General features: G+C 73.6%; 17 protein-coding genes. 1 reads left to right on the forward strand and 16 read right to left on the reverse strand.

Annotated elements, in window-relative coordinates; genetic code table 11:
• The 3 genes from HLK59_RS34295 to HLK59_RS34305 form a co-directional block, all read right to left on the reverse strand.
• Nucleotides 1–767, reverse strand: a 767-nt coding sequence (locus tag HLK59_RS34295) for a condensation domain-containing protein (protein ID WP_240982805.1), incomplete at its 3' end; no start/stop codon positions are given.
• Nucleotides 764–1873, reverse strand: a complete 1110-nt coding sequence (locus HLK59_RS34300; RefSeq protein WP_171145501.1) for a MupA/Atu3671 family FMN-dependent luciferase-like monooxygenase — start codon at nt 1871–1873, stop codon at nt 764–766. The genes HLK59_RS34300 and HLK59_RS34295, both read right to left, overlap by 4 nt.
• 51 nt (nt 1874–1924) lie before the next feature.
• Complete coding sequence (locus tag HLK59_RS34305; protein ID WP_171145502.1) at nt 1925–6028, reverse strand: amino acid adenylation domain-containing protein; 4104 nt, start codon at nt 6026–6028, stop codon at nt 1925–1927.
• Between the two features lie 110 nt (nt 6029–6138).
• On the opposite strand from HLK59_RS34305, the gene HLK59_RS34310 reads away from it, so the two are divergent.
• Complete coding sequence (locus HLK59_RS34310) at nt 6139–7428, forward strand: MFS transporter (protein ID WP_171145503.1); 1290 nt, start codon at nt 6139–6141, stop codon at nt 7426–7428.
• 58 nt (nt 7429–7486) lie between these two features.
• On the opposite strand, the gene HLK59_RS34315 is transcribed toward HLK59_RS34310, so the two are convergent.
• From HLK59_RS34315 to HLK59_RS34375, 13 genes are all read right to left on the reverse strand, one after another.
• Nucleotides 7487–8224 carry a 4'-phosphopantetheinyl transferase superfamily protein gene (locus tag HLK59_RS34315; protein ID WP_171145504.1) on the reverse strand — a complete coding sequence of 246 codons (738 nt, stop codon included), beginning with the start codon at nt 8222–8224 and terminating at the stop codon, nt 7487–7489.
• A gap of 3 nt (nt 8225–8227) precedes the next feature.
• Nucleotides 8228–9202 (reverse strand): aspartyl/asparaginyl beta-hydroxylase domain-containing protein, encoded by a 975-nt coding sequence (locus tag HLK59_RS34320; protein ID WP_171145505.1) that lies wholly within the window; start codon nt 9200–9202, stop codon nt 8228–8230.
• Nucleotides 9203–9259: 57 nt separating this feature from the next.
• On the reverse strand, nt 9260–10552 hold the full coding sequence (locus tag HLK59_RS34325) for an MFS transporter (protein WP_171145506.1): 1293 nt from the start codon (nt 10550–10552) through the stop codon (nt 9260–9262).
• Between the two features lie 43 nt (nt 10553–10595).
• Nucleotides 10596–12452 carry a non-ribosomal peptide synthetase gene (locus HLK59_RS34330; RefSeq protein ID WP_171145507.1) on the reverse strand — a complete coding sequence of 619 codons (1857 nt, stop codon included), beginning with the start codon at nt 12450–12452 and terminating at the stop codon, nt 10596–10598.
• Nucleotides 12453–12486: 34 nt separating this feature from the next.
• Entirely contained in the window at nt 12487–13497 is a 1011-nt protein-coding gene (locus tag HLK59_RS34335) for a TauD/TfdA family dioxygenase (protein ID WP_171145508.1), read from the reverse strand.
• Nucleotides 13494–14279 (reverse strand): alpha/beta fold hydrolase, encoded by a 786-nt coding sequence (locus HLK59_RS34340; RefSeq protein WP_171145509.1) that lies wholly within the window; start codon nt 14277–14279, stop codon nt 13494–13496. The genes HLK59_RS34335 and HLK59_RS34340 overlap by 4 nt, the downstream gene beginning before the upstream one ends.
• A 2-nt stretch (nt 14280–14281) precedes the next feature.
• Nucleotides 14282–14500, reverse strand: coding sequence for an MbtH family protein (locus HLK59_RS34345; protein ID WP_171145510.1), 219 nt, complete (start codon nt 14498–14500; stop codon nt 14282–14284).
• Nucleotides 14501–14685: 185 nt separating this feature from the next.
• The gene (locus HLK59_RS34350; protein ID WP_171145511.1) at nt 14686–15966 is read right to left on the reverse strand and encodes a glutamate synthase-related protein; all 1281 of its coding nucleotides are present in this window, start codon (nt 15964–15966) and stop codon (nt 14686–14688) included.
• Nucleotides 15967–16024: 58 nt separating this feature from the next.
• Complete coding sequence (locus HLK59_RS34355) at nt 16025–17329, reverse strand: methylaspartate mutase (RefSeq protein WP_206327944.1); 1305 nt, start codon at nt 17327–17329, stop codon at nt 16025–16027.
• The gene (locus HLK59_RS34360; RefSeq protein WP_171145513.1) at nt 17329–17799 is read right to left on the reverse strand and encodes a cobalamin-dependent protein; all 471 of its coding nucleotides are present in this window, start codon (nt 17797–17799) and stop codon (nt 17329–17331) included. Before HLK59_RS34360 ends, HLK59_RS34355 begins: the two co-directional genes overlap by 1 nt.
• Nucleotides 17800–17819: 20 nt before the next feature.
• Nucleotides 17820–18569 carry an SDR family oxidoreductase gene (locus HLK59_RS34365; RefSeq protein WP_171145514.1) on the reverse strand — a complete coding sequence of 250 codons (750 nt, stop codon included), beginning with the start codon at nt 18567–18569 and terminating at the stop codon, nt 17820–17822.
• 60 nt (nt 18570–18629) lie between these two features.
• Nucleotides 18630–19649, reverse strand: a complete 1020-nt coding sequence (gntD, locus tag HLK59_RS34370) for a guanitoxin biosynthesis L-enduracididine beta-hydroxylase GntD (RefSeq protein ID WP_171145515.1) — start codon at nt 19647–19649, stop codon at nt 18630–18632.
• A gap of 21 nt (nt 19650–19670) precedes the next feature.
• The coding region (locus HLK59_RS34375; RefSeq protein WP_171145516.1) for a non-ribosomal peptide synthetase at nt 19671–23878 on the reverse strand (4208 nt) is incomplete at its 5' end.

The following is a 23878-nucleotide window of genomic DNA, read 5'->3' on the forward strand; positions in this document are numbered from 1 at the left end:
CCCGCCACCACCGCATGCAACACCATGAACAAACTGCACCCACACTCACGCGCAAGCCCCTCCAGGGCGTGCAGGGCGGGAGATCCGATGGTGAACTCGATCAGTCCCGCGTGGTGGGTGCCGGTGGTCCGGCGGGGGCGGTCGAGGGGCAGGGCCGGCTCCTCTGGCAGGGCGTGGAGCGCGGTGCGCCAGAAGTCGAGTTCCCGCTCCTCGAAGCCGTCCGAGGCCAGCAGTTCGCGCTGCCACAGGGTGAAGTCGGCGTACTGCACCGGCAGTTCGTCGTGGACGGGGGCGATGCCGCGCAGTCGTGCCGCGTAGGCGGTCGACAGGTCGCGTACGAAGGGGTCGACCGACCAGCCGTCGAAGGCGATGTGGTGCACCGCCACCACCAGCACATGCTCCACCGGTCCGACGGCCAGCAGCTTCGCGCGGACCGGCAGCTCGCACGACAGGTCGAAGCGGCCCCCGCACACCGCGGCAATCGCGTCCGGCATGCCCTGCTCGGTGACGTCCGCGAGGGCCAGTGCCAGGTCGCACGCCCGGTCGGGGCCGAGCACCCGCTGGTGGGGTACTCCGTCGGTCACCGGGAAGACGGTGCGCAGGCTCTCGTGCCGGGCCACCACGTCCCGCAGGGCCGCTTCCAGCGCGCCCGTGTCCAGCTCCCCGGACAGGCGCAGCAGCACGGGGGCGACGGGTGACGCGTGCCGGTCGCCGCCGTGCTGCTCCTGGAACCAGAAGCGGGCCTGGGAGTAAGACAGGGGGATCATGCTGAGCTCGACCTCCGGGCTCGGTGGGTGGCTGGGCCGGCGCCGGGCAGGTCGGCGCCGGAACGTGCGCGGAGCTCGCCGATGCGGCGCAGTCCGGCGAGGACGGCCTTGGTGTCGACGCCGAAGTCGATCAGGCAGGCGATCTCGTCGACTCCCGCGGCGCGCACGGCGTCGACCGTGCGGCGGGCGTCGTCGACGGTTCCGAACAGGCCCCGCTGGTCGAAGTACGTCTCGAAGGAGCGGGTGAGGAGGAAGTCGATGTCCTCGTCGTCCAGGGAGTCCAGGTCGAAGTCGGGGTCGGCCTCGGTGAACGAACGGGTCACCAGGTGGATGGAGCTTCTGAGGTAGTCGCGCAGGGGCTCGCGCACGGTGTCACGTGCCTCGGCGCGGGTCTCGGCGAGATAGGTGTGGAGCATCAGGACGACATGGCCGTCCCAGCCGTCGTGGGTGCGGCGGGCCGTCCGGCGGTACTCGGCGATCTTCTCGGCCAGGTCGTCGAGACTCTGGTGGAGCAGATGCGTCAGCACCCCGGCGCGGGCCCGGGCGGCGGCGCGGAAGGTGTCGGCCTCGCCCGCGCTGGTCACCCAGACCGGCAGCTCCGACTGAACGGGCGGGGGAAAGACGCGGACGGTGGTGGGCGCTCCGGTGCCGTCGGTCACGTCGAGCGGTTCGCCCCGCCACAGCCGTCGTACCTCGTCGAGGCGTTGCAGCAGCACCGTCTTGCGGTCGGCGTACGCGGTGTGGCCGAGGGCGAAGTCCGTGGGGTGCCAGCCGGAGGCGAAGGAGACGCCCACCCGTCCGCCGGAGAGGTTGTCCACCACGGACCATTCCTCGGCGATACGGGCGGGGTGGTGCAGGGGCGCGACGACGCTGCCGGCGCGGATGGCGACGTGGTGCGTCGCGGTGGCGAGCGCGGCGCCCGTCACCGCCGGGTTGGGGTAGAGCCCCCCGAAGGGGTGGAAGTGGCGTTCGGGCGTCCATACGGCCGTGAAGCCGTTGCGGTCGGCGAACCGGGCCCCCTCCAGCAGCAGTTCGTACCGTCCGCGGGGGTCGCCTCCCGGCGTGCCGGCGCTGTCGTCGGCGAAGTAGAAGAGACTGAAGTCCATTGCGGTGGTCCCCTGTCGGTCGGTCGCGGTCCGGTCCTCGCCGGGCGAGGTTCAGTCGGGGCGGCGCATGCGCCGCAGTGGTGGCCGGGAGGTGGGCGCGCGGTCCAGGAGCGGCGCGAGTTCGGCCACGCTCGGCGCGTCGAACACCGTGCCCACCGGGATGTCGATCCCCAGGTCGGCGCGGATGCGGCTGACCAGGCGGGTGGCGAGCAGCGAGTGGCCGCCGAGGTCGAAGAAGCTCTCGTCGGTGCCGACTTCGTCGAGGCCGAGGAGGTCCGCGTACATCGCGCACAGGGTCCTCTCGCGGTCCGTGCGCGGACGGCTCAGGGGCGTCGGGCCGTCGGGCCGCGCGGTGGGCGGGGCGGGCAGGGCCGCACGGTCGGTCTTGCCGTGCGGGGTGAGCGGGAGCCGGTCCATGACCACCACGGCCGACGGCATCATGAAGTCCGGGAGGAACGCGGCGACCTGGCGGCGTACCGACGCGTGGAGGCGGTGCTCGTCGGCCGCGGTGCGCGGGGTGCCGACGTACCGCGCGGGATCGCCGTCCGCAGTGGCGCGGACCGGGGGTTCGGGTGGGGTGCCGCCCTCGGTGAACTCGGCGTCGAAGCAGGTGTCGAAGCAGGTGTCGTCCGTGTCGGAAGACCAGCGCAGCGCGACGCCGTAGCCGAGATCCTCGCCGAGGCGGGCGAGGTGTTCGGGATCGGCGCCGGCTCGGCGTGGGCGGCCCGGGTCGTGGACGAAGCCGGTCAGCCGGGCGTTGGGGACGCCGGTGACCGTGAAGCGGGCGGGCCGCCGGGTGCGGGCGAACCGCGCGACGGCGTCCGGGGTGCGGACGTCGGTGCCCCAGCGCAGTACGGGTCCGGGGTCGGGTTCGTCCGGGGCCGCGCCGGTGCCCAGGACCACGTCGTAGCGAAGAGCGGTCAGTTCGTTGATCCGCGCGCCGCGCTTCAGCCGCACGTCACACGTGGTGAACCGGCCCGAGTGGGCGGCGTGGGCGGCGAAGTAGTCGGGGTCGACGAAGAGTTCCGGTACGTCTTGTACGCCGCTGAGGCGGGCGCGGTCGCGCAGCCGGAGGTTTCTGACGTCGCCGACGAAGAGCCGCCCGCCGGGGGCCAGGGCCCGCCCGGCGACGTCGAGGACTCGGGAGAGGTAGGCGCCGCTGGGGAAGTACTGCACCACGGAGTTGAGGACGACCACGTCGAAGTGGCCCGCGGGGATGCCCGTGGCATCGTGCGCGGTCTGCTGCCGCAGCACCACCCGGCCCTCGGGCAGGCCGAGCCGGTCCACCCGTGGGCGCAGCCGTCGGATCGCCGCGGCGGAGAAGTCGAGTCCCCAGTACTCGGCGGTGCGCGGCGCGAGTTCGGTGAGGAGCAGACCGCTGCCCACGCCGATCTCCAGCACGCGTGTGGGGCGCAACTCGCCGATCCGGTGGACGGTCGCGTCCCGCCATTCCCGCATGTCCTCGACCGGGATGGGGGTGCCGTCACGGCTGTCGTGCCAGCCGGAGAAGTCGTCCTCGCCGGGCGCCGCGACGGGTCCCGCGTAGACGGTGTCGTGGACCTGGCGCCAGTCCTCGACGCGTCCGCGCTCGCCGCGCTCGGGGCCGGCCGGGGTCTCGGGGACCACGTACGCCACGATCCGGCGCTCGCCCCGGCGGTCCTCGCGCAGCACGACCGCGGCCTGGGCCACCCCGTCGGCGGCGGCGACACGGCCCTCGACCTCACCCAGTTCGACGCGGTGGCCGCGCAGTTTGACCTGGTCGTCGGCGCGTCCGACGAACTCCAGCCGTCCGTCCGAGGTCCGGCGCACCAGGTCTCCGGTGCGGTAGGCACGGGTTCCCGGCGGTCCGAAGGGGTCGGCGACGAAGCGTTCCGCGGTCGGGCCGGGACGTCCGCGGTAGCCGCGCGCGAGTCCGGCGCCGGCGAGGTACAGCTCGCCGGTCACGCCCGTCGGGACGGGCTCCAGCAGGTCGTCCAGGACGTGCAGGCGAGTGCCGCGCACGGGGTCGCCGATGGGCGGGACGTTCCCGTCGGGGCGCAGTGCGTCGCTCATCGTGGCGCAGACCGTCGTCTCGGTGGGGCCGTAGCCGTTGATCAGTGTGCGGCCTCGCGACCAGCGTGCGGCGAGTTCGGCTCCGCACGCCTCGCCCGCGACCACGATCGTGGTGACGCCGGGCAGAGCGTCGGGCGACAGTGCGCCGAGGACGGCGGGCGGCACGGTCAGATGGCTGATCGCGTGCTCGTCGGCGAGGCGGGCCAGCTCGCGGCCGGGCAGCAGCCGGGCTGTCGGGGCCAGGACGAGGGCGGCACCGGCCGTGAGGGTCATGCCCAGTTCCCAGAAGAAGGCGTCGAAGCCGGCCGAGGCGAACTGGAGGACCCGGCTGCCGCTGTCCACGTCGAGGGTGGCCGCCTGATGGGCGACGAGGTTGGCGTACCCGGCCCGGGTGACGGCGACCGGCTTGGGGGTGCCCGTGGAGCCGGACGTGTAGATCACATAGGCGAGATGGTCGGGGCGCGGGCGCTGTGCGGGGTACGGGCCGGTGCCGGGACGTGCGGACGCCTCCCGGTCGCCTTCGCGGTCGTCTTCCCGAACGTCGTCCCGGACGTCGTCCCGGACGTCCATCCGGGGCACGGACGGTACGTCCGGCAGGCTGATGTGCGCGGCGGTCAGCAGCAGCGCCGGGCACGCGTCGGTGAGGATGTGGGCGATGCGGGCGGCGGGGTAGCGGGGGTCGACCGGCAGGAACGCGGCTCCCGTCTTCCACACCGCGAGCACCGCGACGATCAGCTCGACGGACCTGTCCAGGGCGGCCGCGACGACGACGTCGGGGCCGGTCCCGCGCGCGGCGAGGCGGCGGGCGAGCCGGTCGGCGCGGGCGTCGAGTTCGCCGTAGGTCACCCGCTGCCCCTCGAAACGCACGGCGATGGCGTCCGGGTCGAGCAGCGCCCGCTCCTCGAACAGATCGAGAGCGGCGCGGGGTTCGGGGAGCGCGGGTGCCGCGGTGGCCCACGGCCGCGGACGCTCGTCCGCGGTCAGCACGTCGTAGCCGCCCAACCGGCGGTCCGGGTCCGTGGCCGCGGTCCGCAGGACGGCCGTCAGCCGGGCGGCCAGCCGGTGGGCGGAGGCCGCTTCGAAGAGGTCGAGGAAGTTCTCCAGGTCACCGCGCAGACCGCCGGGAGCCAGGACGTGCGCCCGTACGCCGGGCAGCGGGCCGCCGATCACCGGGGCGGGGCCCGTGACGGGCGCGGCGGTGGCGTCGACCGTGCACTCGGCGGGGCCGTACAGGTTGAGAGCGGTGACGGAGCCGTCGGCGCTCAGCGTCACCAGGTCGTCCCACATGGCGGGCGGTACGGGTTCGCCGCCCAGGTGCAGCCGCAGCGGGTGTTCACCGGGCGCCCGCCGTACGAGATGGGGGCGCAGCAGCGCCCACAGGGCCGGGGTGGCGTCGAGGTCGGTGATCCGCGCCGCGCGCAGGAAGGCGGCGAGGCGCGGCGGGTCCTGCCGGGTCGCCTCGTCGGGCAGGACGAGCGTGTCCCCTCGGCAGATCCTGAGCCACTGCTGCACGGAGGCATCGAAGGACAGCCCGGCGAGCCAGGCCACACGGCCGGGCGCGGCGGGGTGACAGCCGGCGCTCTCCAGCGCGCCGACGAGATGGGAGACGTTGGCGTACGAGACCTGGACCGGCTTGGACCGGCCGGTCGAGCCGGAGGTGTGGACGACGTACGCGGTGGCGTCGCGGGGGACGGTGCGCACGGGCAGGCGCCCAGGGTCGGACGGTGCCGCCGGGTCGACCGTCGGCACGCCCGGCGCCCAGGCGGCGCCGTCCGGCGTCACGACCACCGACACCCCGGCCCCTTCGGCGAGGGCGCGCAGCCGGGCGCCGGGGTGGCCGGGGTCCAGCAGGGTGAAGGCCGATCCCGTGCGCCAAGCGGCGAGGGGTGCCGCCACGAGGTCCGGGCAGCGGGGCAGGGCGACGCCGGTCACCGTGCCGGGTCCCGCGCCCGCTCGCCGCAGTACGGTGGCGAGCGATTCCACGCGCTCGTGCAGTGCGGCGAACGTCAGGCCACCGGTGGGGGTGAGCACCGCGGGGCGGTCCGGGTGGCGCCGCACACAGTCCAGAAAGCGCGTCAACGTGTCGGGCGGGCCGTCGGTCATCGGATTCCTCGCGTGGGCAGGGGGCGTCGCGTCCGGCCCGGGCGGGCCGTAGGGCTCGTGTAGCGTGAACTCCTCTGTCGGCCAATGGAGTTGAGGGTGTTCCGCACACCATGACCGCTGAAGGAAGACCGCTCGTCGCCGCGGCCGGGAGCACGGCACGGCGCAGCCTGTTCGGCCATCGGAACTTCCGGCTGCTGCTGATCGGCGAGACGACCAGCAAGTTCGGCACGAGCGTCACGTCGGTGCTGCTTCCGCTCACGGCGGTCGTGACGTTGGACGCCTCCCCCGCTCTGGTCGGGCTGCTGACCGCCGCGCCGTGGGTGCCGTGGCTGGTGGTCGGGCTGCCGGCCGGTGCCTGGGTGGACCAGTGGTCCCCGCGCCGGGTCATGCATGTGTGCAACCTGGTCTCGGCGGCGCTGTTCACGAGTGTTCCGGCCGCCTGGTGGCTGGATGTGCTGACCGTCTGGCAGCTGCTCGCGGTGGCCTTCCTGACCGGTACCGCCTCGGTGTTCTTCTCCACCGCGTACTCCAGCTATCTGCCGGTCCTGGTGGACAGGTCCGAACTCCTGGAGGGCAACGCGAAGTTGCAGGGCGGTGAGCATCTGGCACGGATCGCCGGGCCGGGTGCCGGCGGGCTGCTCGCGCAACTGCTCGGCACGGTCCCGGGGCTGCTGCTGGACTCCGTCTCGTTCCTCGTGTCGTCGTGGTGTCTGCGCCGCATACGGGCCGACGAGCCGCGTCGCACCGGTGGCCGGGTGCGGCTGCGGGAGGAGATGTCCGCGGGGCTGCGTTTCATCGGCCGTGATCCGCTGCTGCGGGCGGTCATCGGATTCGGCGCGGCGGCCAATCTCGCGCTGGCCGGTTACGAGGCGACGTACATCGTGTTCCTGGTCCGCTCGGTGGGGCTCGGTGCGGGCACGGTGGGACTGCTCGGCTCCTGCGGCGCGGTCGGCGGGGTGCTGGGGGTGCTGTGCGCACGCCGGATCGCGCACCGGCTGGGCACGGCCCGCGCCCTCGTGGCCGCCCAACTCGGTTCCTCGCTCTTCGGGTTGCTGATCCCCCTCACGGCGCCGGGACCGCGGCTCGCGCTGTTCGCGATCGGCTCGACCGTGACGATGGCCGGGATCGTGGCCTGCAACGTGATCACCGTGAGCTTCCGTCAGTCGTACTGCCCACAGGAGTTGCTCGGCCGTGTCACCTCCACGGCGCTGCTGATCAACTTCAGCACGATTCCGCTGGGCGCCGTCGCCGCCGGGGCGCTGACCTCCGCCGTGGGACCGCGTCCGACGATGTGGATCGTCGCCGGGGCCCTGGTGGCGGCGGTCCTTCCGCTGCTCTCGGGCCCCTTGCGCGGTCTGCGCGACCTTCCCGGTGCCGGTTCCGGTGCCGAGTCCCGCTGATGGTCCTGCCGTCGGTTCCATGGGCGTCGTTCACCTCCCGTCCTGTCCGTGTGTGCCGCTACCGGGCCGTGCGTTCGGCCACCGCTCCGGCCGCTCCCCGGCCGACGGGGACGTCCGTGAGGAGCCAGGCCCGGTCGGTGCCGGCGGGTTCGGTGCCGGTACCGACGTAGCAGGACGCCGGGGACTCGGCGAGGCCGACACCGAGTCCTTTGAGATAGGCCTCCTTCCTGACCCAGGCCCGGGCGAAGGCGCGCGGGCGGGCGGACGGGGGAAGCAGTGCGAGTTCGTCGCGTTCGCGCGGGTGCAGGGCGTCGGCGGCCTCGGCCACCGCGGCAGGTGAGGGGACGGCCTCGACGTCCACGCCGACCGGGAGGGCGGCGAAGGCGAGCAGTCCGAGACCGCCGCTGTGGCTGAGCGAGTAGTGCAGCGGGTCCCCCGCCACCCCAGGCCGCCCGTGTGGTCCGCCGCACAGCGGGCACGCCCACCGGGTCAGCGGCACGCGCGCCGGCTCCGTGCCCAGATAGGCGCCGAGCAGCAGGCGAAGCCCCAGGTGGGTGGCGAGGTAGCACTCCCGGTCCGCCGGCACGCGCAGGGCCGCGGCTCTGGCGCGTTCCTGCGCGTCGAGCACCTCGGGCGCCGCGCACACGAGTGCCGCACGGTGCCGTTCGGCGTGCAGCAGCCAGATGTGCGCGGGCCCGCCCGCCGCCGGCGGGGTGAGCCGCCGGCCGGTGACCGCCGCCGGGTCGAACGCGCGGACCTGTGTGGGGTCGCGCAGCGTGCCGGTGGCGTACGGCATGGCTCAGGCCGCAGCCGTCGCGGCGGTCCGAACGGTCTCTTCCATACGGCTGCCTTGGCGCATCCGGAAGCGCAGCCGCAGTCCGTCGCCGGTCCGCTCGGCCTTCACGGTGCGCTCGGCGGTCCAGCCGAGGGCACGGAACTCGCCCTCGCCCAGGTGCACCAGCGCCGCCCTGGGCTCGTCGTCGACCTCCAGGACGAGCCGGCCGCCGTCGAGCCGGAGCCGGGCCGGCCGGTCGGGCCTGCTGTCGTCGGCGAGTTCCTCGGGCTCGCCGTAGAGGAAGGCGTCGGGGATGGCGAACGTGCTGCGGAAGTCGGTCAGTTCGTCCTCGGTCAGCGGGATCTCGGGGCGGTTGAGGAGCACCTCGGACCAGCGGATGTGGTCGCGGAACTCGGCCGGGAACAGCTCCAGCAGTTCGTCGTTGACATAGGCGTCGATGACGAGGTGGACGCGGCGCTCGGAGCCGCCGTTGCGCACCGAGTGCAGGCGGGAGAAGTCGCCGAACCACAAGGTGCCGGGCTGCCAGGTGTGCTGCTGTCCGTCGAGGGTGAGGACGGCTTCGGGGTTGGTGACGAACGGTATGTGCAGCCTCACCCAGCCGGCCGCGAGCCCGTACGGCTGATCGCGGTGCTCGTCGACCTCGGCGCCCGCACCGAGCGACATCAGCCGTACGGCGCGCAGTTCGGTGGGCAGGCTGTCCAGGATGGACTGGATGTAGGGGGTCTTCTCCAGCCAGGGGGTGGTGGCGTACTCGACGAGGCCGAGGCCGCCGGGGTCGGTGCGGTCGGCGCGGCCGTCGGGGCTGCGCAGCGGCAGCACCCGCCAGTCCAGGACGGTGTCCTCACTGGGTTCCAGGCTCTCGCCGTAGGTGCGCTGGGCCGCCCACTGGGTGCGTTCCAGGACGGCGAGTTCGGCCAGCAGCCGCTCGACGTCGAAGTCACCCTTCAGGCGTGCGGCGCTCAGGTTGCCACTGCTCATGATGTGCCTCTTTCCTCTCGTGACTGCACAGGTTCTCGGGCGGTGAACGGGGCGGGCTCAGGGTGCGGGGGCCTTGGCCTTGTGGTCGTCGGGCTCGGGGGTGACCGCGGGCGGTGGCCGGTGGTCGAGTTCGCGCCAGTGGGGGCGCAGGGCGGGCAGCACGGTGCTGCCGAGATAGAGGGCGGCGCAGCCGATCAGGACCGGGCCGAGGCCGGCCAGGGTGACGAGAAGGCCGGCGAGGACGGGCCCCAGCGGCACGCCGGCGGAGCCGACGGAGTCGGTGAGCGCGGAGACCCGGCCCAGCAGAGGGCGCGGGATGCGCTCCATCATCACGGCGTTGAGGATCGGGTTGACGAAGCCGATGGCCAGTCCGTCCACGACGGCGACGGCGAGGACCGTCCACAGCGGCAGGTCGAAGGCCATCACCAGGAAGCGGGGCGGCCCGGCGAGGAGGAAGGCGATGACGTACGTCGGCCGGCGCCGCAGCCGGTGCGCGAGCGCGGTGGCGAGTGCGGAGCCCGCGACCGCGGCGATGCCGAACACCGAGCCGAGGGCACCGATCGCGGCCGGGCCGCCGTCGGTCTCCTTCGCCCAGACGGGGATGAGCAGGGAGCCGTACGCCGCGTCGATGAGGTTGGTGACGCTCAGCATGACGGCGATGGACCGCAGCAGCCGGTCCTGGCGCAGGAACCGCAGCCCGGCCCGGAGCCGGTCGAGGTAGCGCTCCTCCTCGGGCGCCGTGTCGGTGGACTCCGCGGGCACGGGGCCGCGGCCGGGCGCGGTGGCGGCGATGATCAGGGCGGAGACCAGGAAGGTGACGGCGTTGACCGCGAGGGCCCACACCGGGTCGAAGAAGGCGACCACGGCGCCGCCGGCGGCGGGCCCGGCGGTGCCGGCGAGCCGCTCCAGGGTGCCCACCATGCCGCTCATCCGCTCCAGCGGCATACCGACCGCCTCGGCGGTCGCCGGGGTGAGGGTCCGCTTGGCCACATCGCCCGGCCCGCGGGCCAGCCCGAGCAGGGTGGACAGCGCCAGCAGCAGTCCGTACGGCAGGACGCCCAGCCAGTGGCAGAGCGGGACCGCCGCGACCACCGCGCCGCTGACCAGGTCGGCGGCGACGCTGAACCCGCGCGCTCCGAACCGGTCGATCAGGGGCCCCGCCAGTGCCTTGCCCAGGACGAGCGGCACCGCCTCGGCGAAGACGACGAGTCCCGTCTGTGACGCGCTGCCGGAGGTGACGAGCACCAGCCAGGGCAGGGCGATCATGGTCAGCCGGGTGCCGAACAGCGAGACCGTGTAGGCGCTCAGCAGTCCGTACAGCGAGACTCGTGAGGCTGAGGATGTCCGCATGGCGGCGGGACCTTTCCGGAAGGGGCGGAAGGGGCGGCGGCGATCAGTGGTCACCGCGGTCCGCTATCGCGCGGGCGAGATCGCGCAGCCGCGGATGCTGGTAGACCATGCGGGTGGGGATGACCACCCCGCGCCGCTTCTTCAGGTCGGCGATCACGCGCAGCGCGAGCAGCGAGTGCCCGCCGAGGGCGAAGAAGTCGTCGGTGGCCAGCACCCGTTCGCGGCCGAGGACGTCCTGCCAGGCGCCGGCGATGAGTGTCTCCAACTCGCCCGCGGGCACGGCGTCGGCACCGTCCGGCCGGTGCCGCTGCTCGGCCGGTTCGGGCAGGGCCGTGCGGTCGACCTTGCCGCCGACGCCCAGCGGGAGGCTGTCCAGGGCGGTCAGTGACAGCTGCGCCATATGGGCGGGGAGCCGGGAGCCCAGGTGGCGGCGCAGCGGCTCCGGGTCGCTGTCCGCGCCGGGCGCGGGGACCCAGTAGGCGGCCAGGGCGCGGCCCGCCCGGTCGTCCTCCCGTACAACGGCGACCGCGGCGGTGACGGACGGATGGTCCGTCAGGACGGCCTCGATCTCGCCGAGTTCGATGCGCAGTCCGTTCACCTTGACCTGGTGGTCGACCCTGCCGAGATAGGCGAGGCTGCCGTCCGGGCGGCGCCTGACCCGGTCGCCGGAGCGGTACATACGGCTGCCGGGCGGGCCGAACGGCGAGGCGGTGAACCGCTCGGCCGTCAGGGCGGTGCGGCGCAGATAGCCGAGGGCGACGGCGGGGCCGGTCAGGTACAGCTCGCCCTCGGAGGCGGGGCGCAGTTCGTCGTCGAGGACGTGGGCGCCGACGCCGGGCAGCGGCGTGCCGATGTGCGGCTCGGCGCCGTCGACGCGGCCGACGGTGGAGTCGACGGTGCACTCGGTCGGCCCGTACAGGTTGAGCGCGTGCACGACCCCCCGGGCGCCGAGGCCGGCCAGGTCCTGCCACATGGGCACCGGGATCGTCTCGCCCCCGACGAACAGCCGTATGCCGTCCGGGAGTCGCTCGGCCGTCTCGACGACCCGCTCACGCAGGACGGACCAGTGGGAAGGCGTCACGTCGAGGTCGGTCACGCCTTCGTGGAGCAGATGTGCGGCGAGCGCGGCCGGGTCGGCGCGCTGGTCCTCGGAGAGCAGCAGCAGGGTGTCGCCGCGGCAGACGCGGGCCCACTGCTGCACGGAGGCGTCGAAGGACACGCTGGCGTTCCAGGCCACGCGGGCGGGGCGGTCGGTGTAGCAGCCGCTCTCCTCCAGGGTGGCGACCAGTCGGGCGGCCGCGGCGCGGGTGACGGCGACGCCCTTGGGCCGGCCGGTCGAGCCGGAGGTGTAGATGACGTAGGCGGGGGCGTCGGCGGGCACCGGGACGTCGGGGACGGGGGGCGCGGCGCTCGCGTCGGGGGCGACGGTCCGCACCCCGTCCGGCCAGGTGCGGGCCGGGTCGGCGGCCACGACGACCTCTATGCCGGCGTCCTCGACCATGTGGTCGAGGCGTGCCTGCGGGTGGGCCGGATCGAGGGGGACGTACGCCGCGCCGGCCTGCCAGACGGCGAGCAGGGCCACCACCAGGTCGGGCTCCCGGCCCAGGGCGACACCGACGTGCTGTCCGGGCCGGACACCGGCTCCGACGAGGGCGGCCGCCAGCCGTCGCACCTGACCGTCGAGGGCGCCGAAGCCGACGGTGGTGCCGTCGGCCGCCACGACGGCGTCCCGCCGCGGGTGCCGCGCGACGGCCTCCCGGAAGCGCTGCAGAAGGTCCCGGGCGGGGGTGGACGCGGGCCCCGGACGGGTACCGACGGCGACGGACGCCGACGGCCGTGGTGCGGCCGCCGTGGCCGTGCCGCGGGCCGGTGACGACCCGCCGGGCGGTGTTGCGGACATGGGTGGGCTCCTCTCGGGGGCTGCGCGACACGCCCTAGGCGCGGCCGGCCAGGGCGGGTGCGGTGACGGGCAGGGAGGGCGCGCAGTCGGCGAGGGCGACCGGTTCACCCATCGCCACGACGATCTTGCGGTCGCCGCGGAAGGGGTCACGGCCGTGCGCGGTGCGGATGTTGTCGACCAGGAGCAGGTCGCCGGGCTGCCAGGCGCGCCGTACGGTGGCGCGTTCGTAGGCCGCGTCGAGCACGGCCACGTCCTCGGGGCTCAGCGGGGTGCCGTCTCCGAGCGCCGTGTTGAACGGCAGCCCGTCGCGGCCGAACTCGCCGACCAGCACGTCCCTGATGTCGGGGTCCAGTGCCCATTCGCTCCAGAACGCGACGTGGTTGAACCAGACCTCCTCGCCCGTGCGCGGGTGGCGGACGATCGCCGAGCGCACCTGCCGGGTGCGCAGGGTGTCGTCGTCGCCCCAGGTCACGTCGATGGCGTTGGCGGCGCAGTAACGCTCCACGTCGGCGCGGGAGTCGGTGGCGAAGGCGGTCCGCCAGTCGAGCGAGATGTGCTCGGCGTAGTTGCGCACCAGCGACCAGCCGTGCCGGCGGAAGCGGCCGACGAGATCGGCGGGCAGCCCGTCGAGGACCCGCCGGACGTCGGCGACCGGTGTCGCGCCGCCCTCCGCGGGGGCCGTCAGACAGCCGAACAGCAGCAGGCCGGGGAAGGTCAGCGTGTAGCTGTTCTCGTTGTGCATCCGGATGGCCTGGGCGGGCGGCAGGTCGGTGGAGGAGAACACGTCGTCGCCGAAGTCGCTGCGCGGGGTGGCCTTCTCCTGGTACTTGGCGCGCGTGGCGAACAGGGCGTCCCGCACGAGCGCGAAGTCGGCGGCGGTGCGCACCGGAAGGCCGCGCAGATACAGCGCGCCGTGCCGGGTGAGCACGCTGCGCAGCGGGTCTCGGTAGGTGTCGATCCAGTCCGCGGCGGCGGCCGCGTCCGGCAGTCCGTCGACGAGGGCGGTGACCGGCGCGCCGGGTTCCTCCAGCCAGTGGGGTGTCATCGCACGCCCTCCTCCAGGTCGGCGTCGGCGAAGTGGTCGGGCAGGGTCTTCCACACCGGCGGGGTGTAGAAGTGGCCGCCGGGCAGGGCGTCCACGCGCAGTCCGCCGGTGGCGCAGCGTGCCCACTGCTCGGCGACGGCCGGTTCGATGACCGCGTCGTCCTCGCCGTAGAGCACATGCACGGGCACGGACGTGGTGACGCCGGGCCGGGGCCGGTAGGAGTCGCGGACGGTGATGTCGGCGCGCATCAGCTCGATCGCCATGTCTCGCAGGTCGGGGTCGTCGAGCGCGTAGTCGGGCAGCAGCCCGATGGTCCGCATCCACTCCATGAGGCGTCCTTCGGTGTCCTCTAGACGCGGGAAGCGGTCGCGTTCGGTGACGCCACGGTCGGGCGCGTTGCACGAGGAGACGGTCAGGCGCTCGGGCAGCGGGGCGCCGCGCTCGGCGAGCCGTACGGTGACGTCGAAGGCCATCCAGCCGCCCATGCTGTGGCCGAACAGGCGGTAGGGGCGGTCCGGCGCGGCGGCCGCGGCGCGGACCACGGCGTCGGTGGTGTCCTCGGCGAGGGTGTCCCAGTCCTGGGCGAACTCCTCGGCGAAGCGGCCCTCGCGGCCCGGGTAGCAGACCAGGGCCAGGTCGGTGGCCTCGCCCAGCGACGGCAGCCAGGCCCGGTAGGACCCGGTGCCGCCGCCGCAGAAGCCGAGGCAGACGAGGGAGCGGGTGGCGTCCGGCCGGGGTACGGGCCGGATCACCGTGGTGTCCTGGAGCAGCTGGCCGGTCATCGTCAGCCGGCCATCCGGTCCATGGCCCGGCGCAGGCTCGCCGGGCGGATGTCGGTCCAGTGGGTCTCGATGTACTCCAGGCACGCGGCACGGCTGTCGACGCCGTGGACGGTGCGCCAGCCGGCCGGTACGGCGATCTGGGCGGGCCACAGCGAGTGCTGCTCCTCGTCGTTGGCGAGGACCAGGTACTGTCCGTTCTCGTTCTCGAAGGGGTTCGGCATCGTACTGTCCCGTCTGTCGTGGGTCGGACGGCTGGTCGGTGAGGTGTGCCGGGCCCGGCGGCCCGGACTGCGTCGATCGTAGGAACGGCCCGGCCTCGCAAGAGGCAGTTGACCAGGCAGGTGGCGGGAAGTTTCGCTTCCGGCCGGGGAGTTGATCAGGCAAGGCGTCCGAGTCGCGCGGCCGGTCAGGGTACGCGGGCTGCCGTGGGCACAGGCTGTGGTGCCGGGTACGAGGTGTCCGGGTGCCACAGGTCGTCGGGGTCCAGGTCGCGGGGGTGGTACTTGCCCAAAGCGCTGACGATCAGCTGTAGTTCGAGGGCGAGGGCCGCCACCAGGCGGTCGAGTCCCGCTTCGGGGTCCTCGTCCACGGCGAGCAGCGCGGCCCGGCCGAGGCCGACGGCGCGCGCCCCGGCGGCCAGTGCCTTGGCCGCGCGGGCGCCTTCCCAGATCCGGCCGCTGACGAGCAGGCACTCCTCGGGTCCCGGCCGCACCCGGCGCAGGCACTCCGCGAGCGGCAGACCGACGTCGTTGAGGAAGGCGAGCGGGGCCCAGCCCGAGCCGCCCTCGGCGCCGTCGACGGTGACCGAGTCGGCGCCGGCCGCCCAGGCGGTGGCGGCCGCGTCCCCCACGTCTCGGGCGGGAGGCAGCTTCACCCAGATCCTGGCCCGGGGGAAGTTGTTGCGCATCAGGCGGACCTGGTGGGCGAGGATCTCCTCGGTGAAGGTGCCGGGGCTGCCGCTGCGCAGCACTCGGGAGGCGCCGTCTCCGAGCACGGGCTCGACGGCGTACTGCTCCTTGAGCCGCTCGGCGTCGGCCGCGTCGACCACGGTCATGCCGCCGAGCCCCGGTTTGGCGCCCTGACCCACCTTCAGCTCGAAGGCGAGCCGCCCGGCTTCCAGCAGCGGCCGCACGGAGGGGTCGCTGTAGACGAGGTTCCAGATCTCGGCGTCGGCGTCCTCGGTCGACTGCTGTACGGCCACACCGCCGGCGCCCTCCAGGGCGTCCTGGTAGGCGGTGATACGGCCGAGCAGGGTGCGGCCCTCGCGTTCGCCGAGCCGTCCCGTGCCGTTGACGGGGCCGATGTTCTCGCCGACGACGATGGGGATGCCGAGCCGAGCCGCCTGCCGGGCGGCGGCCACGCCCAGGTCGCGGCTGGCGACCTGGGTGGAGCCGAACGCGGAGACGTACACCGGCAGTTCGGCCGGGAAGCCGCCGATGTCGGTGACGGTGTCCACGTCCCGGTACAGGGGTTCGCGGGCCAGCTCGATCAGTTTCTCCAGCCGACGCGGCACGAAGGCCGGCGGCACCAGCCGGGTCCGGTCCAGGACGTCGTCGCCGCCGCGCCCGTCGGCACCGAACAGTTCGGTGCCGTAGGCGGAGGCGGGCGGGAAGACGCGGGCCGCGCCCTGCCGGGCCCTGGCCCGTATCTCGTCCTCCGGGAAGCCGGAGGCGTGCAGTGCGCTCATGTCGTATCACTCCCTCGCATGGGTGGGCTGCTGTGGTGCGACGGCTCGTGGGCCGCTCTCAGGAACGGGCCGGCGCGGGCTCGCGGCGCGGGCCGGTCCCGGTGAGTTCGCCGAGGTCCAGGCGGGTCTCGACGTAGTGCAGCGCGTCGAGGAGACCGCTGCTGGTGAGGGCGGCGGCCGGGCGGGCCGTGACGACGTGCCCGATCGGCATGGCGCCGACGGAGCTCCAGCCGAGCCGGCCCCGCTCGTCGATGAATCCGGCGCTGCGGCCGACGTTGTCGGGGTGCAGGCAGTACGGCACGTCGAGCCAGCCCCGGCCGAACGCCGTGAGCAGTCCGCGGCCGATGTCGGGGCCGAGACAGAGCACCGCCTCCACGAGGGCGCGGGCCTCGGCGTACACCTGGGTGTCCCGGTCTCCGTCGTCCTGCGCGCCCGGGCCGCCCGGGCGGACGGTGCGGGCCGTGTGCGCCGAGGTCTCCAGGGCGGCGACGTTCTCGGCGACGGTGGGGATACGGCGCGCCTCGACCGTGGTCTTGACGATGAGCCGCTGCGCGCCGGCCCGCACCGCGAGCCGTACCGCCCGGTCCTGCAGGGCTCGGGCCCCGGACGGGGTGCGCGGATAGACGCCCATGTAGGTGTAGACGACGATGTGCCAGTCCACGCCGGGCAGCAGGTCGGCGGCGAGCGCGCGCAACGCTCGTACCGCCTCTTCGTCCTGGTGCGGGTCGGTCTGCTGCGCGTAGCTCAGGGAGATGCTGCGCAGTCCGTGGCGGACGAAGAACATCCCTTCCAGCAGGGACAGCGCGACGAGCAGTCCGGGCGGACACAGCTGGCCCATCATGCAGCCGCCGAAGGACTCCAGATGCGGTTCGACGCCCGGCCGGCGGGCCTCGGCGAGCAGTTCGCAGGCCCGGGTCCAGTTGTCCACGGCGTCGGCCAGCGGGGTGCGGCTGTACGGCAGACAGTAGGAGACGGGGCCGCCCTCGGTGGCGTGCAGTCCGGCCGCGAGCAGGCCGCGGATGATGCGCTGCGGGGCGGCGGACCCGTGCCGCACCTGGACCGGGAATTCGGGGCCGTCGATTCCGTCGAGCATGCGGCGGGTGGCGGCCGGGCCGTGGGTGAGCAGCGGGTAGCCGTTGAGGTCGGTGCCCTCGGTGACGGCGCGCCGGGCGGCGCTGAGGTCACCGACCCTGGTGTAGCTGTCGAGGGTGAGCGTGCCGACCGTGGTGGCGGCAGCGGCGCGGGTGGCGAGCAGGCCCTGGCGCATCCGCTCCGGTGAGCCGAAGCCCATGCGGGGCTGGACGACGAGTTCGCGCGCGCCGCGGACGAACGCGCCGAACCCGGTGGTGGTCGGGGCGTCCATCAGCGGCACACCCCGGCCGTGAGCGTGTCGAGGTAGCGGCGAAAGGGCGCGATCCCGGCGCTCTCCTCGAACACTTCCGCGAACCCGGCGGTCCGTAGCCGCGGCAGCCAGGCCCGGGTGGTCTCCTCGGCGGTGCCGAGCTTGCCGCCGATCACCACGGGGAGCGCGGCGAGCCGCGGTTCGGCGCGGAACCGCGCGATCAGCCGCAGTCCGTCGGCGGCGCCGTGGCCGTTGACGCTGCTGAGCACGACGAGGTCGGGGCTCTGGGCCAGCGCCTCGGTGACGACGAGTTCCTCGGGGACGCAGGCCCCGAGGTTGGTCACGCGATGTCCCCACTCGGTGAGGAGGAGTTCGAGGTAGATCAGGTTCCAGGTGTGCGCGTCGGACGAGGTGCCGGTCAGCACGACGTCGAGTCCGATGGCCGGGGCGCCCCGGGTGGGGCCCGCGGCGCCGGGGGCGGTGGTCTGCATACGGACTGCTCCCCGTCCGGTCAGTGCCCGGCACGTACGGCGGTGCCGTACGCGGACGTCGTGGCACCGGCGGTCTCCCCGCCGTCGATCACGAGTTCCTGCCCGGTGACGAAGCCGGCCTCGGCCGAGGCCAGATAGAAGAACGCCGCGGCGATCTCGGCGGGGTCGGCGTGCCGTCCGGCGGGGATGCGCGCGTTGGTGTCGGCGAGCATCTCCTCGGTGTACTCGGCGAGTTGCATGGGCGTGAGCACGCCGCCGGGGCTGACACAGGCGGTGCGCACCACCGGGCTGAGCTCCAGCGCGAAGGTCTGGGTCAGGGCGACGATGCCGGCCTTGGTGGCGTTGTAGTCGGCGTAATAGGGGTATCCCCGGCGGCCGTTGACGGAGGCCGTGGCCAGCAGGACGCCGTGGCCCTGGTCGGTCATGATGCGGGCGGCGGACTGCCAGACGCCCAGGACGCCCAGGAGGTTGACGTCGGTGATGCGGCGGGCGTCCTTCTCCTGGATGTCGAGGACGCCGTGCCGGACGCTGATGCCGGCGTTGGCGATGACCACGTCGAGGCGTCCGGTGTCGCGGTGAACGTCGGCGAGGGCCTCCCGTACGGCGTTCCAGTCGGCAGTGTCGGCGCGTGTCCACCGTCCGGCCGGGTGGCCGTCCGGTTCGGGTGCCTTGATGTCCAGGTTGACCACGTGGTCGCCCGCCTCGGTGAAGCGCAGGGCGGTGGCGCGGCCGATGCCGCTGGACGCGCCGGTGATGACGACGGTGCGCATGTCTGACTCCTAGGTGGCACGTGCGGGTCGGAAAGAGGAAGGGGCAGCGGGCGGCCGGCGTCAGAACAGCACCCGGCCGCGCGTCATCCGGCTCACCGGGGCCGCCTTGCGCAGATCGCGGCTGACGATCATCCGCTTCAGCCAGCGGTCGCTGCCGTCGTAGCGCACGGGATAGGGCTTACGGCCGTGCACCGCCAGGTAGTTGTCGACGATCAGCAGGCTGCCCTGCTCCACGACGACCGTGTGCTGCACCCGCTCCAGCTCGGCCATCAGGGTGTACACGGCCCGTTCGGCCGCCGGCTCGTCCGAGACGCAGCGCATGAACGGCAGGTCGATACGGAGATAGGGCCGGTCGGGGTCGCCGAACAGGACGGGCACGGCGTCCGGGGAGTGCAGCATCTGCTCCATGCGGGCGAGCGCCGGGTGGTCGGGGTGGCGCAGTTGCAGCTGCCTGATGTGCTCGTCGTCGGGGAGGATGTGGAACAGCGGGCGCATCAGCAGGGCCAGATCCTCGCGGCTGAGCTTGACGTCCCGGACGGAGGCGAGGATGGTCGGCACCCGGTCGTGGTTGCGGATCCCGAACAGCAGCAGATAGTCGCAGCGGCCGGGGTGGAAGCCGTCCTCGGTGTGGAACTCCAGCAGGGTGGCGCTGCCGTGGCCGCTCTGGCGCTCCTCGTCGCCGCGGATCGGCAGGATGTTCTGGATCATGCGGCCCAGTTGCAGGGTGGACCAGGTGAAGGGGTCGCCGAGCGCGGTCGCGCACATGGCGAGGAACAGCTCCTGTTCCAGGGTGGCCGCGGGGTCCGTGGGCTGGTCCCAGTGGCCGGGGGTCGGTCCGACGGCGCTGTCGTCGACGGGGAAACCGTGGATCAGCAGGCCGGCGGCGGACTCGGTGCGCCGGAACCTCTCCAGGAAGTCCTTCAGGCACGGCGGCAGTCCGGCGTCGGCGAAGCGGTTGTCGACGTAGCGGGCCGGGTCCGCCGGGTCGGGCAGGGAGGCGGCGAGTCGGGCCGCCTCCTCCCGTATCCGGGACACCTCGGCGTCGGACAACTCGTACTGCAGGACGGTCTCTTCGATCATGGATCGGCTCTTTCCTCGGTGTCAGTCCCGGTGCAGGGTGCGGACCAGGAGGGCGGCGATCTCGGCAAGGGGCTGCGGACGCGTCATGTCCAGGTGGGCACAGTCGACGGCGTGGCCGTGGATCCGGCCGGTGATGTACGGCCGCCAGTCGTCCGCCACGGGGGCGCGGGGGTCACGGTCCTCGGTGGCCGTGAAGTGGAGCAGATCGCCGGCGAAGACTCCCGGTTCGGCCGCCTCGGCCAGGGCGACGGTGTGCGCGGCGGCGGCCGCGAGGGAAGCCACGAACGGCTCGTCGAACGCGGTGTCGAGGCCGGCGTCGGCGGTTCCCTCCCGGCGGAGGAACGCGGCGATGTCGGCGGGGTCGAACCGCGTGTCCGGGGCCGGGGCGCGCAGCGGGTAGGAGTCCATCAGGGCGAGCAGGGCCACCTCCTCGCCCTCGGCGCGCAGCCGGCAGGCCAGGGCGTGCGCGATGTTCCCGCCGAGGGACCAGCCGAGCAAGTGGTACGGCCCCTGCGGCTGGGCTGCGCGGATGCGGCCCAGGTAGTCGTCGACCAGGGTCTCCCAGCGGGCGGGCAGGGCCCGTTCGTCGGCGCCGGGCCGACGCGCCTGGAGGCCGTAGACGGGCCGGTCGTCCAGAGCGGCGGCCAGTCCCGCGTAGCACCAGGCGAGCCCGGTGACGGGGTGGACGCAGAACAGCGGTGCCCCGGTGCCGGACGTGCTCAGCGGCAGCAACAGGTCGGATCCGGCGGTGTCCCGGCCGTCGGCGCGGGCGGCGAGGGCGGCCACGGTGGGGGTGCGGAAGAACCCGGGCAGGGTCAGGTCCCCGAGGACGTCGGGCAGCAGGGCGCGGACGCGGGCCACCACCCGGGCGGCCAGGAAGGAGTGTCCGCCGAGGTCGAAGAAGCTGTCGTCCACGCCGGTGCCGCGCACATCGAGGACGTCTTCGAACAGGGCGGCCAGGGACCGCTCCAGCTCGCTCTCGGGCGCCCGTCCGAGTCCCCCGTACTCGGGAGCGGGCAGGGCGCGCCGGTCGAGCTTGCCGTTGCCGGTGACGGGCAGCGCGTCGAGGACGACGAACGCGGCGGGCACCATGTACTCGGGAAGCGTCCCGGCGAGGAACGCGCGCAGCCCGGCGGGGTCGGGCGTGCGGCCGGGCACGGGCACGGCGTAGGCCACGAGCCGCCGATCGCCCGGCCTGTCCTCGCGGAGCACGACGGCACCGTGGGCGATGTCCGGGTGACGGCCCAGCGCGGCCTCGATCTCGCCGGGCTCGATCCGGAAGCCACGCACCTTCACCTGGTCGTCGGCGCGCCCGCAGAACTCCAGGGTGCCCTCGGCCCGCCAGCGCGCCAGGTCGCCCGAGCGGTACATGCGCGCCCCGTCCGCGAAGGGACTGGCGACGAACCGTTCCGCGGTCGCGCCGGGCCGGCCGCCGTAGCCCCGGGCGAGTCCGCGCCCGGCGATGTACAGCTCTCCGATGACACCGGGCGGCACCGGCCGCAGCGCCTCGTCGAGGACGTACACCCGGGCGCCCTCCAAGGGCCGTCCCACGATGGGCGTCGAGGTGCCGCGCAGGGGTGTGGTCAGCGTTTCGACGGTGCATTCGGTGGGGCCGTAGAAGTTGTGGGCGCTCACGTCGGGTTCGGCGAGCAGCCTGCGCCACAGCGGCTCGGGGATGGCCTCGCCTCCGAAGGTCAGGGTGCGGGGGGTGAGTTCGGGGGTGCCGAGCAGCCCGTGCTCCAGCATCTCCAGGCCGTACGTCGGTGTGGTGTCGAGGAAGTCGACGCCGTGCCGTCCGACGTAACCGACCATGGCCGCCGGGTCGCGCCGGGTGGCGTCGTCGAGGAGGTGCAGCTCGTGCCCGGCGAACAGGGCGAGCAGTCCCATCCAGGAGGCGTCGAAGGTGAGCGGCGCGGTGACGGCCACCCGTGCGGCGGGCCTGCCGGTGGCCCGTACATGTGCGGCGAACAGGGTCGACTCGTGGCTGTGCAGCAGGTTGACCAGGGCCCGGTGCTCCACGACGACACCCTTGGGGCGCCCGGTGGATCCGGAGGTGTACAGCATGTAGGCGGGGTGCGCCGGGTGCAGCGCGGGTACGTCCGGGTCGTGCCCGCCGCCGTCCTGCGCGCACCGGTCGACGTGCAGCACGGGCACCGTGTCGGGGGCGAGAGTGCCTGCGAGCTCGGCCGTGCTGATCACCAGTCGGACGTCGGCGTCCTTCAGGACGTGGGCGATGCGTTCGGCCGGATGCCCGGTGTCCAGCGGCAGATACACGGCTCCCGCCTTGAGTACGGCGAGCAGGGCCACGACCGACTCGACGGACCGGTCGAGCAGGACGGCGACCCGGTCCTCGGGTCCCGCGCCGCGCCGGATCAGCTCGTGCGTGAGCTTGTTGGCGAGCGTGTTGAGCTCGCCGAACGTCAGCGTCCGTTCGTTCAGGACGAGCGCCGCGGCGTCGGGCCGGGCGGCGGCCTGCTCCTCGAAGTACCGGTGCACGGGGCGTTCGGCCGGCGGTGCGGCAGGGTCCTCGCCGCTCCACGCGCCCAGGACGAGGGCCCGTTCGTCGGCGGACAGCACGTCGGCCTGCCCGACAGGAGCGTCCGGGTCGCCGACGAACGCGGCGAGCAGCCTCAGCAGCCGGTCCGTGAGGGTCCGCACCGTGCCGTGGTCGAAGAGTTCGGTGGCGTACTCGACCGTCCAGCGCAGCCCCGCCGGGTCGCCGTCGGCCGTGTGGGCCTCCTCGACGCCGAACAGCAGGTCGAACTCGGCCACATGAACGGCGACATGGTGTTCCGAGGCCGTGGTACCGGCCAGCTCCAGCCCGCCGCCCGATCCGTTCTTCAGGAGCAGCATGGTCTGGAAGAGGGGGTGGCGGGCGGTGGACCGGGCCGGGTTGACCGCCTCCACCACCCGCTCGAACGGCAGATCCTGATGCCCGTACGCCTCCAGATCAGCCGCCCGCACCCTCGTCAACAGCTCACGGAACGTCGGATCACCCGACACATCCGTACGCAACACCAACGTATTGACGAAGAACCCCACCAGGTCATCCAGACTGTCGTCCGAACGCCCAGCCACCGCCGTCCCCAACGGAATGTCCGTACCCGCGCCCAACCTGCACAGCAACGCAGCCACCGCCGCCTGCAACACCATGAACAGCGTCGACCCGCTCCCCCGGGCCAACCCCACCAGACCCGCATGCAGTTCGGCGGGTACGCAGGCCGTGATGGCTCCGGCGTCATGGCTCGGCACGGGCGGCCGGGGCCGGTCGGTCGGCAGGGCGAGTTCCTCGGGCAGTCCGGTCAACGCCTTTTGCCAATAGGCGAGTTGGCGAGCGGCATGGCTCTCGGGGTCGTCCTCGTCACCGAGCAGGTCCCGTTGCCACAGGGCGTAGTCGGCGTACTGGATCGGCAGCGGGGCCCAGTCGGGGGCCCGGCCGGCCAGGCGTGCCTCGTAGGCGGTGCTCAGGTCGCGGGTGAGCGGGGCCATGGACCAGCCGTCACCGGCGATGTGGTGGAGCACCAGCATGAGTACGTGGTCGTCGGCGCACAGCGTGAACAACGTGGCGCGCAGGGGTAGTTCGGTCGCCAGGTCGAAGGCGTGGCGGGCGGCGCGCCGGACGTGCCCGGCCAGTTCCACCGGAGGGCACAGGGAGACGGACAGGGGGACGTGGGCGTCGGCGGTGATGTGCTGGTACGGCTGCCCGTCCACGGCCGGGAAGAGTGTGCGCAACGACTCGTGCCGCAGCGCCACATCGTCCAGCGCCGCCCGGAGCGCACCCCTGTCCACCGGCCCGCGCAACCGCACCGCCAGCGGAATGTTGTACGTAGAACCGCCGTCCTCCCACTCCCGCAGGAACCACAACCGCTGCTGCGCGAACGACAACGGCAACGGCTCGGGCCGCACCACCACAGCCGGCCTGGGCCGGGACGTGTCATGGCCGAGGCGGGCCGTGAGCGCGGCAGGTGTGGGGGCGGCGAAGAGGTCGCCGATGCCCAGTTCGGCGCCGAGGGTGCTGCGGATACGGCTGATCAGGCGGGTGGCCGTCAGGGAGTGGCCACCGATGGCGAAGAAGTTCTCATCGGCGCCGACGCGGGAGATGCCGAGTACTGCGGCGAAGAGTCCGCACAGGACTTCCTCTTCCGGGGTGCGCGGGGCGCGTCCTTCGGCGTCCCCGCCGACCAGGGGTTCGGGCAGGGCCCTGCGGTCCAGCTTGCCGTTGGCAGTCA

This window comes from Streptomyces sp. S3(2020) (genome assembly GCF_013044505.1).
In the GTDB taxonomy this organism is placed as follows: Bacteria; Actinomycetota; Actinomycetes; order Streptomycetales; family Streptomycetaceae; genus Streptomyces.

Coding starts and splice junctions, on each gene's coding strand:
- HLK59_RS34325 (WP_171145506.1), bottom strand. CDS start 10,552: ATGCGGACATCCTCAGCCTCACGAGTCTCGCTGTACGGACTGCTGAGC.
- HLK59_RS34340 (WP_171145509.1), bottom strand. CDS start 14,279: ATGACCGGCCAGCTGCTCCAGGACACCACGGTGATCCGGCCCGTACCC.
- gntD (WP_171145515.1), bottom strand. CDS start 19,649: ATGATCGAAGAGACCGTCCTGCAGTACGAGTTGTCCGACGCCGAGGTG.
- HLK59_RS34365 (WP_171145514.1), bottom strand. CDS start 18,569: ATGCGCACCGTCGTCATCACCGGCGCGTCCAGCGGCATCGGCCGCGCC.
- HLK59_RS34305 (WP_171145502.1), bottom strand. CDS start 6,028: ATGACCGACGGCCCGCCCGACACGTTGACGCGCTTTCTGGACTGTGTG.
- HLK59_RS34345 (WP_171145510.1), bottom strand. CDS start 14,500: ATGCCGAACCCCTTCGAGAACGAGAACGGACAGTACCTGGTCCTCGCC.
- HLK59_RS34360 (WP_171145513.1), bottom strand. CDS start 17,799: ATGCAGACCACCGCCCCCGGCGCCGCGGGCCCCACCCGGGGCGCCCCG.
- HLK59_RS34315 (WP_171145504.1), bottom strand. CDS start 8,224: ATGCCGTACGCCACCGGCACGCTGCGCGACCCCACACAGGTCCGCGCG.
- HLK59_RS34330 (WP_171145507.1), bottom strand. CDS start 12,452: ATGTCCGCAACACCGCCCGGCGGGTCGTCACCGGCCCGCGGCACGGCC.
- HLK59_RS34320 (WP_171145505.1), bottom strand. CDS start 9,202: ATGAGCAGTGGCAACCTGAGCGCCGCACGCCTGAAGGGTGACTTCGAC.
- HLK59_RS34300 (WP_171145501.1), bottom strand. CDS start 1,873: ATGGACTTCAGTCTCTTCTACTTCGCCGACGACAGCGCCGGCACGCCG.
- HLK59_RS34335 (WP_171145508.1), bottom strand. CDS start 13,497: ATGACACCCCACTGGCTGGAGGAACCCGGCGCGCCGGTCACCGCCCTC.
- HLK59_RS34350 (WP_171145511.1), bottom strand. CDS start 15,966: ATGAGCGCACTGCACGCCTCCGGCTTCCCGGAGGACGAGATACGGGCC.
- HLK59_RS34355 (WP_206327944.1), bottom strand. CDS start 17,329: ATGGACGCCCCGACCACCACCGGGTTCGGCGCGTTCGTCCGCGGCGCG.
- HLK59_RS34310 (WP_171145503.1), top strand. CDS start 6,139: ATGACCGCTGAAGGAAGACCGCTCGTCGCCGCGGCCGGGAGCACGGCA.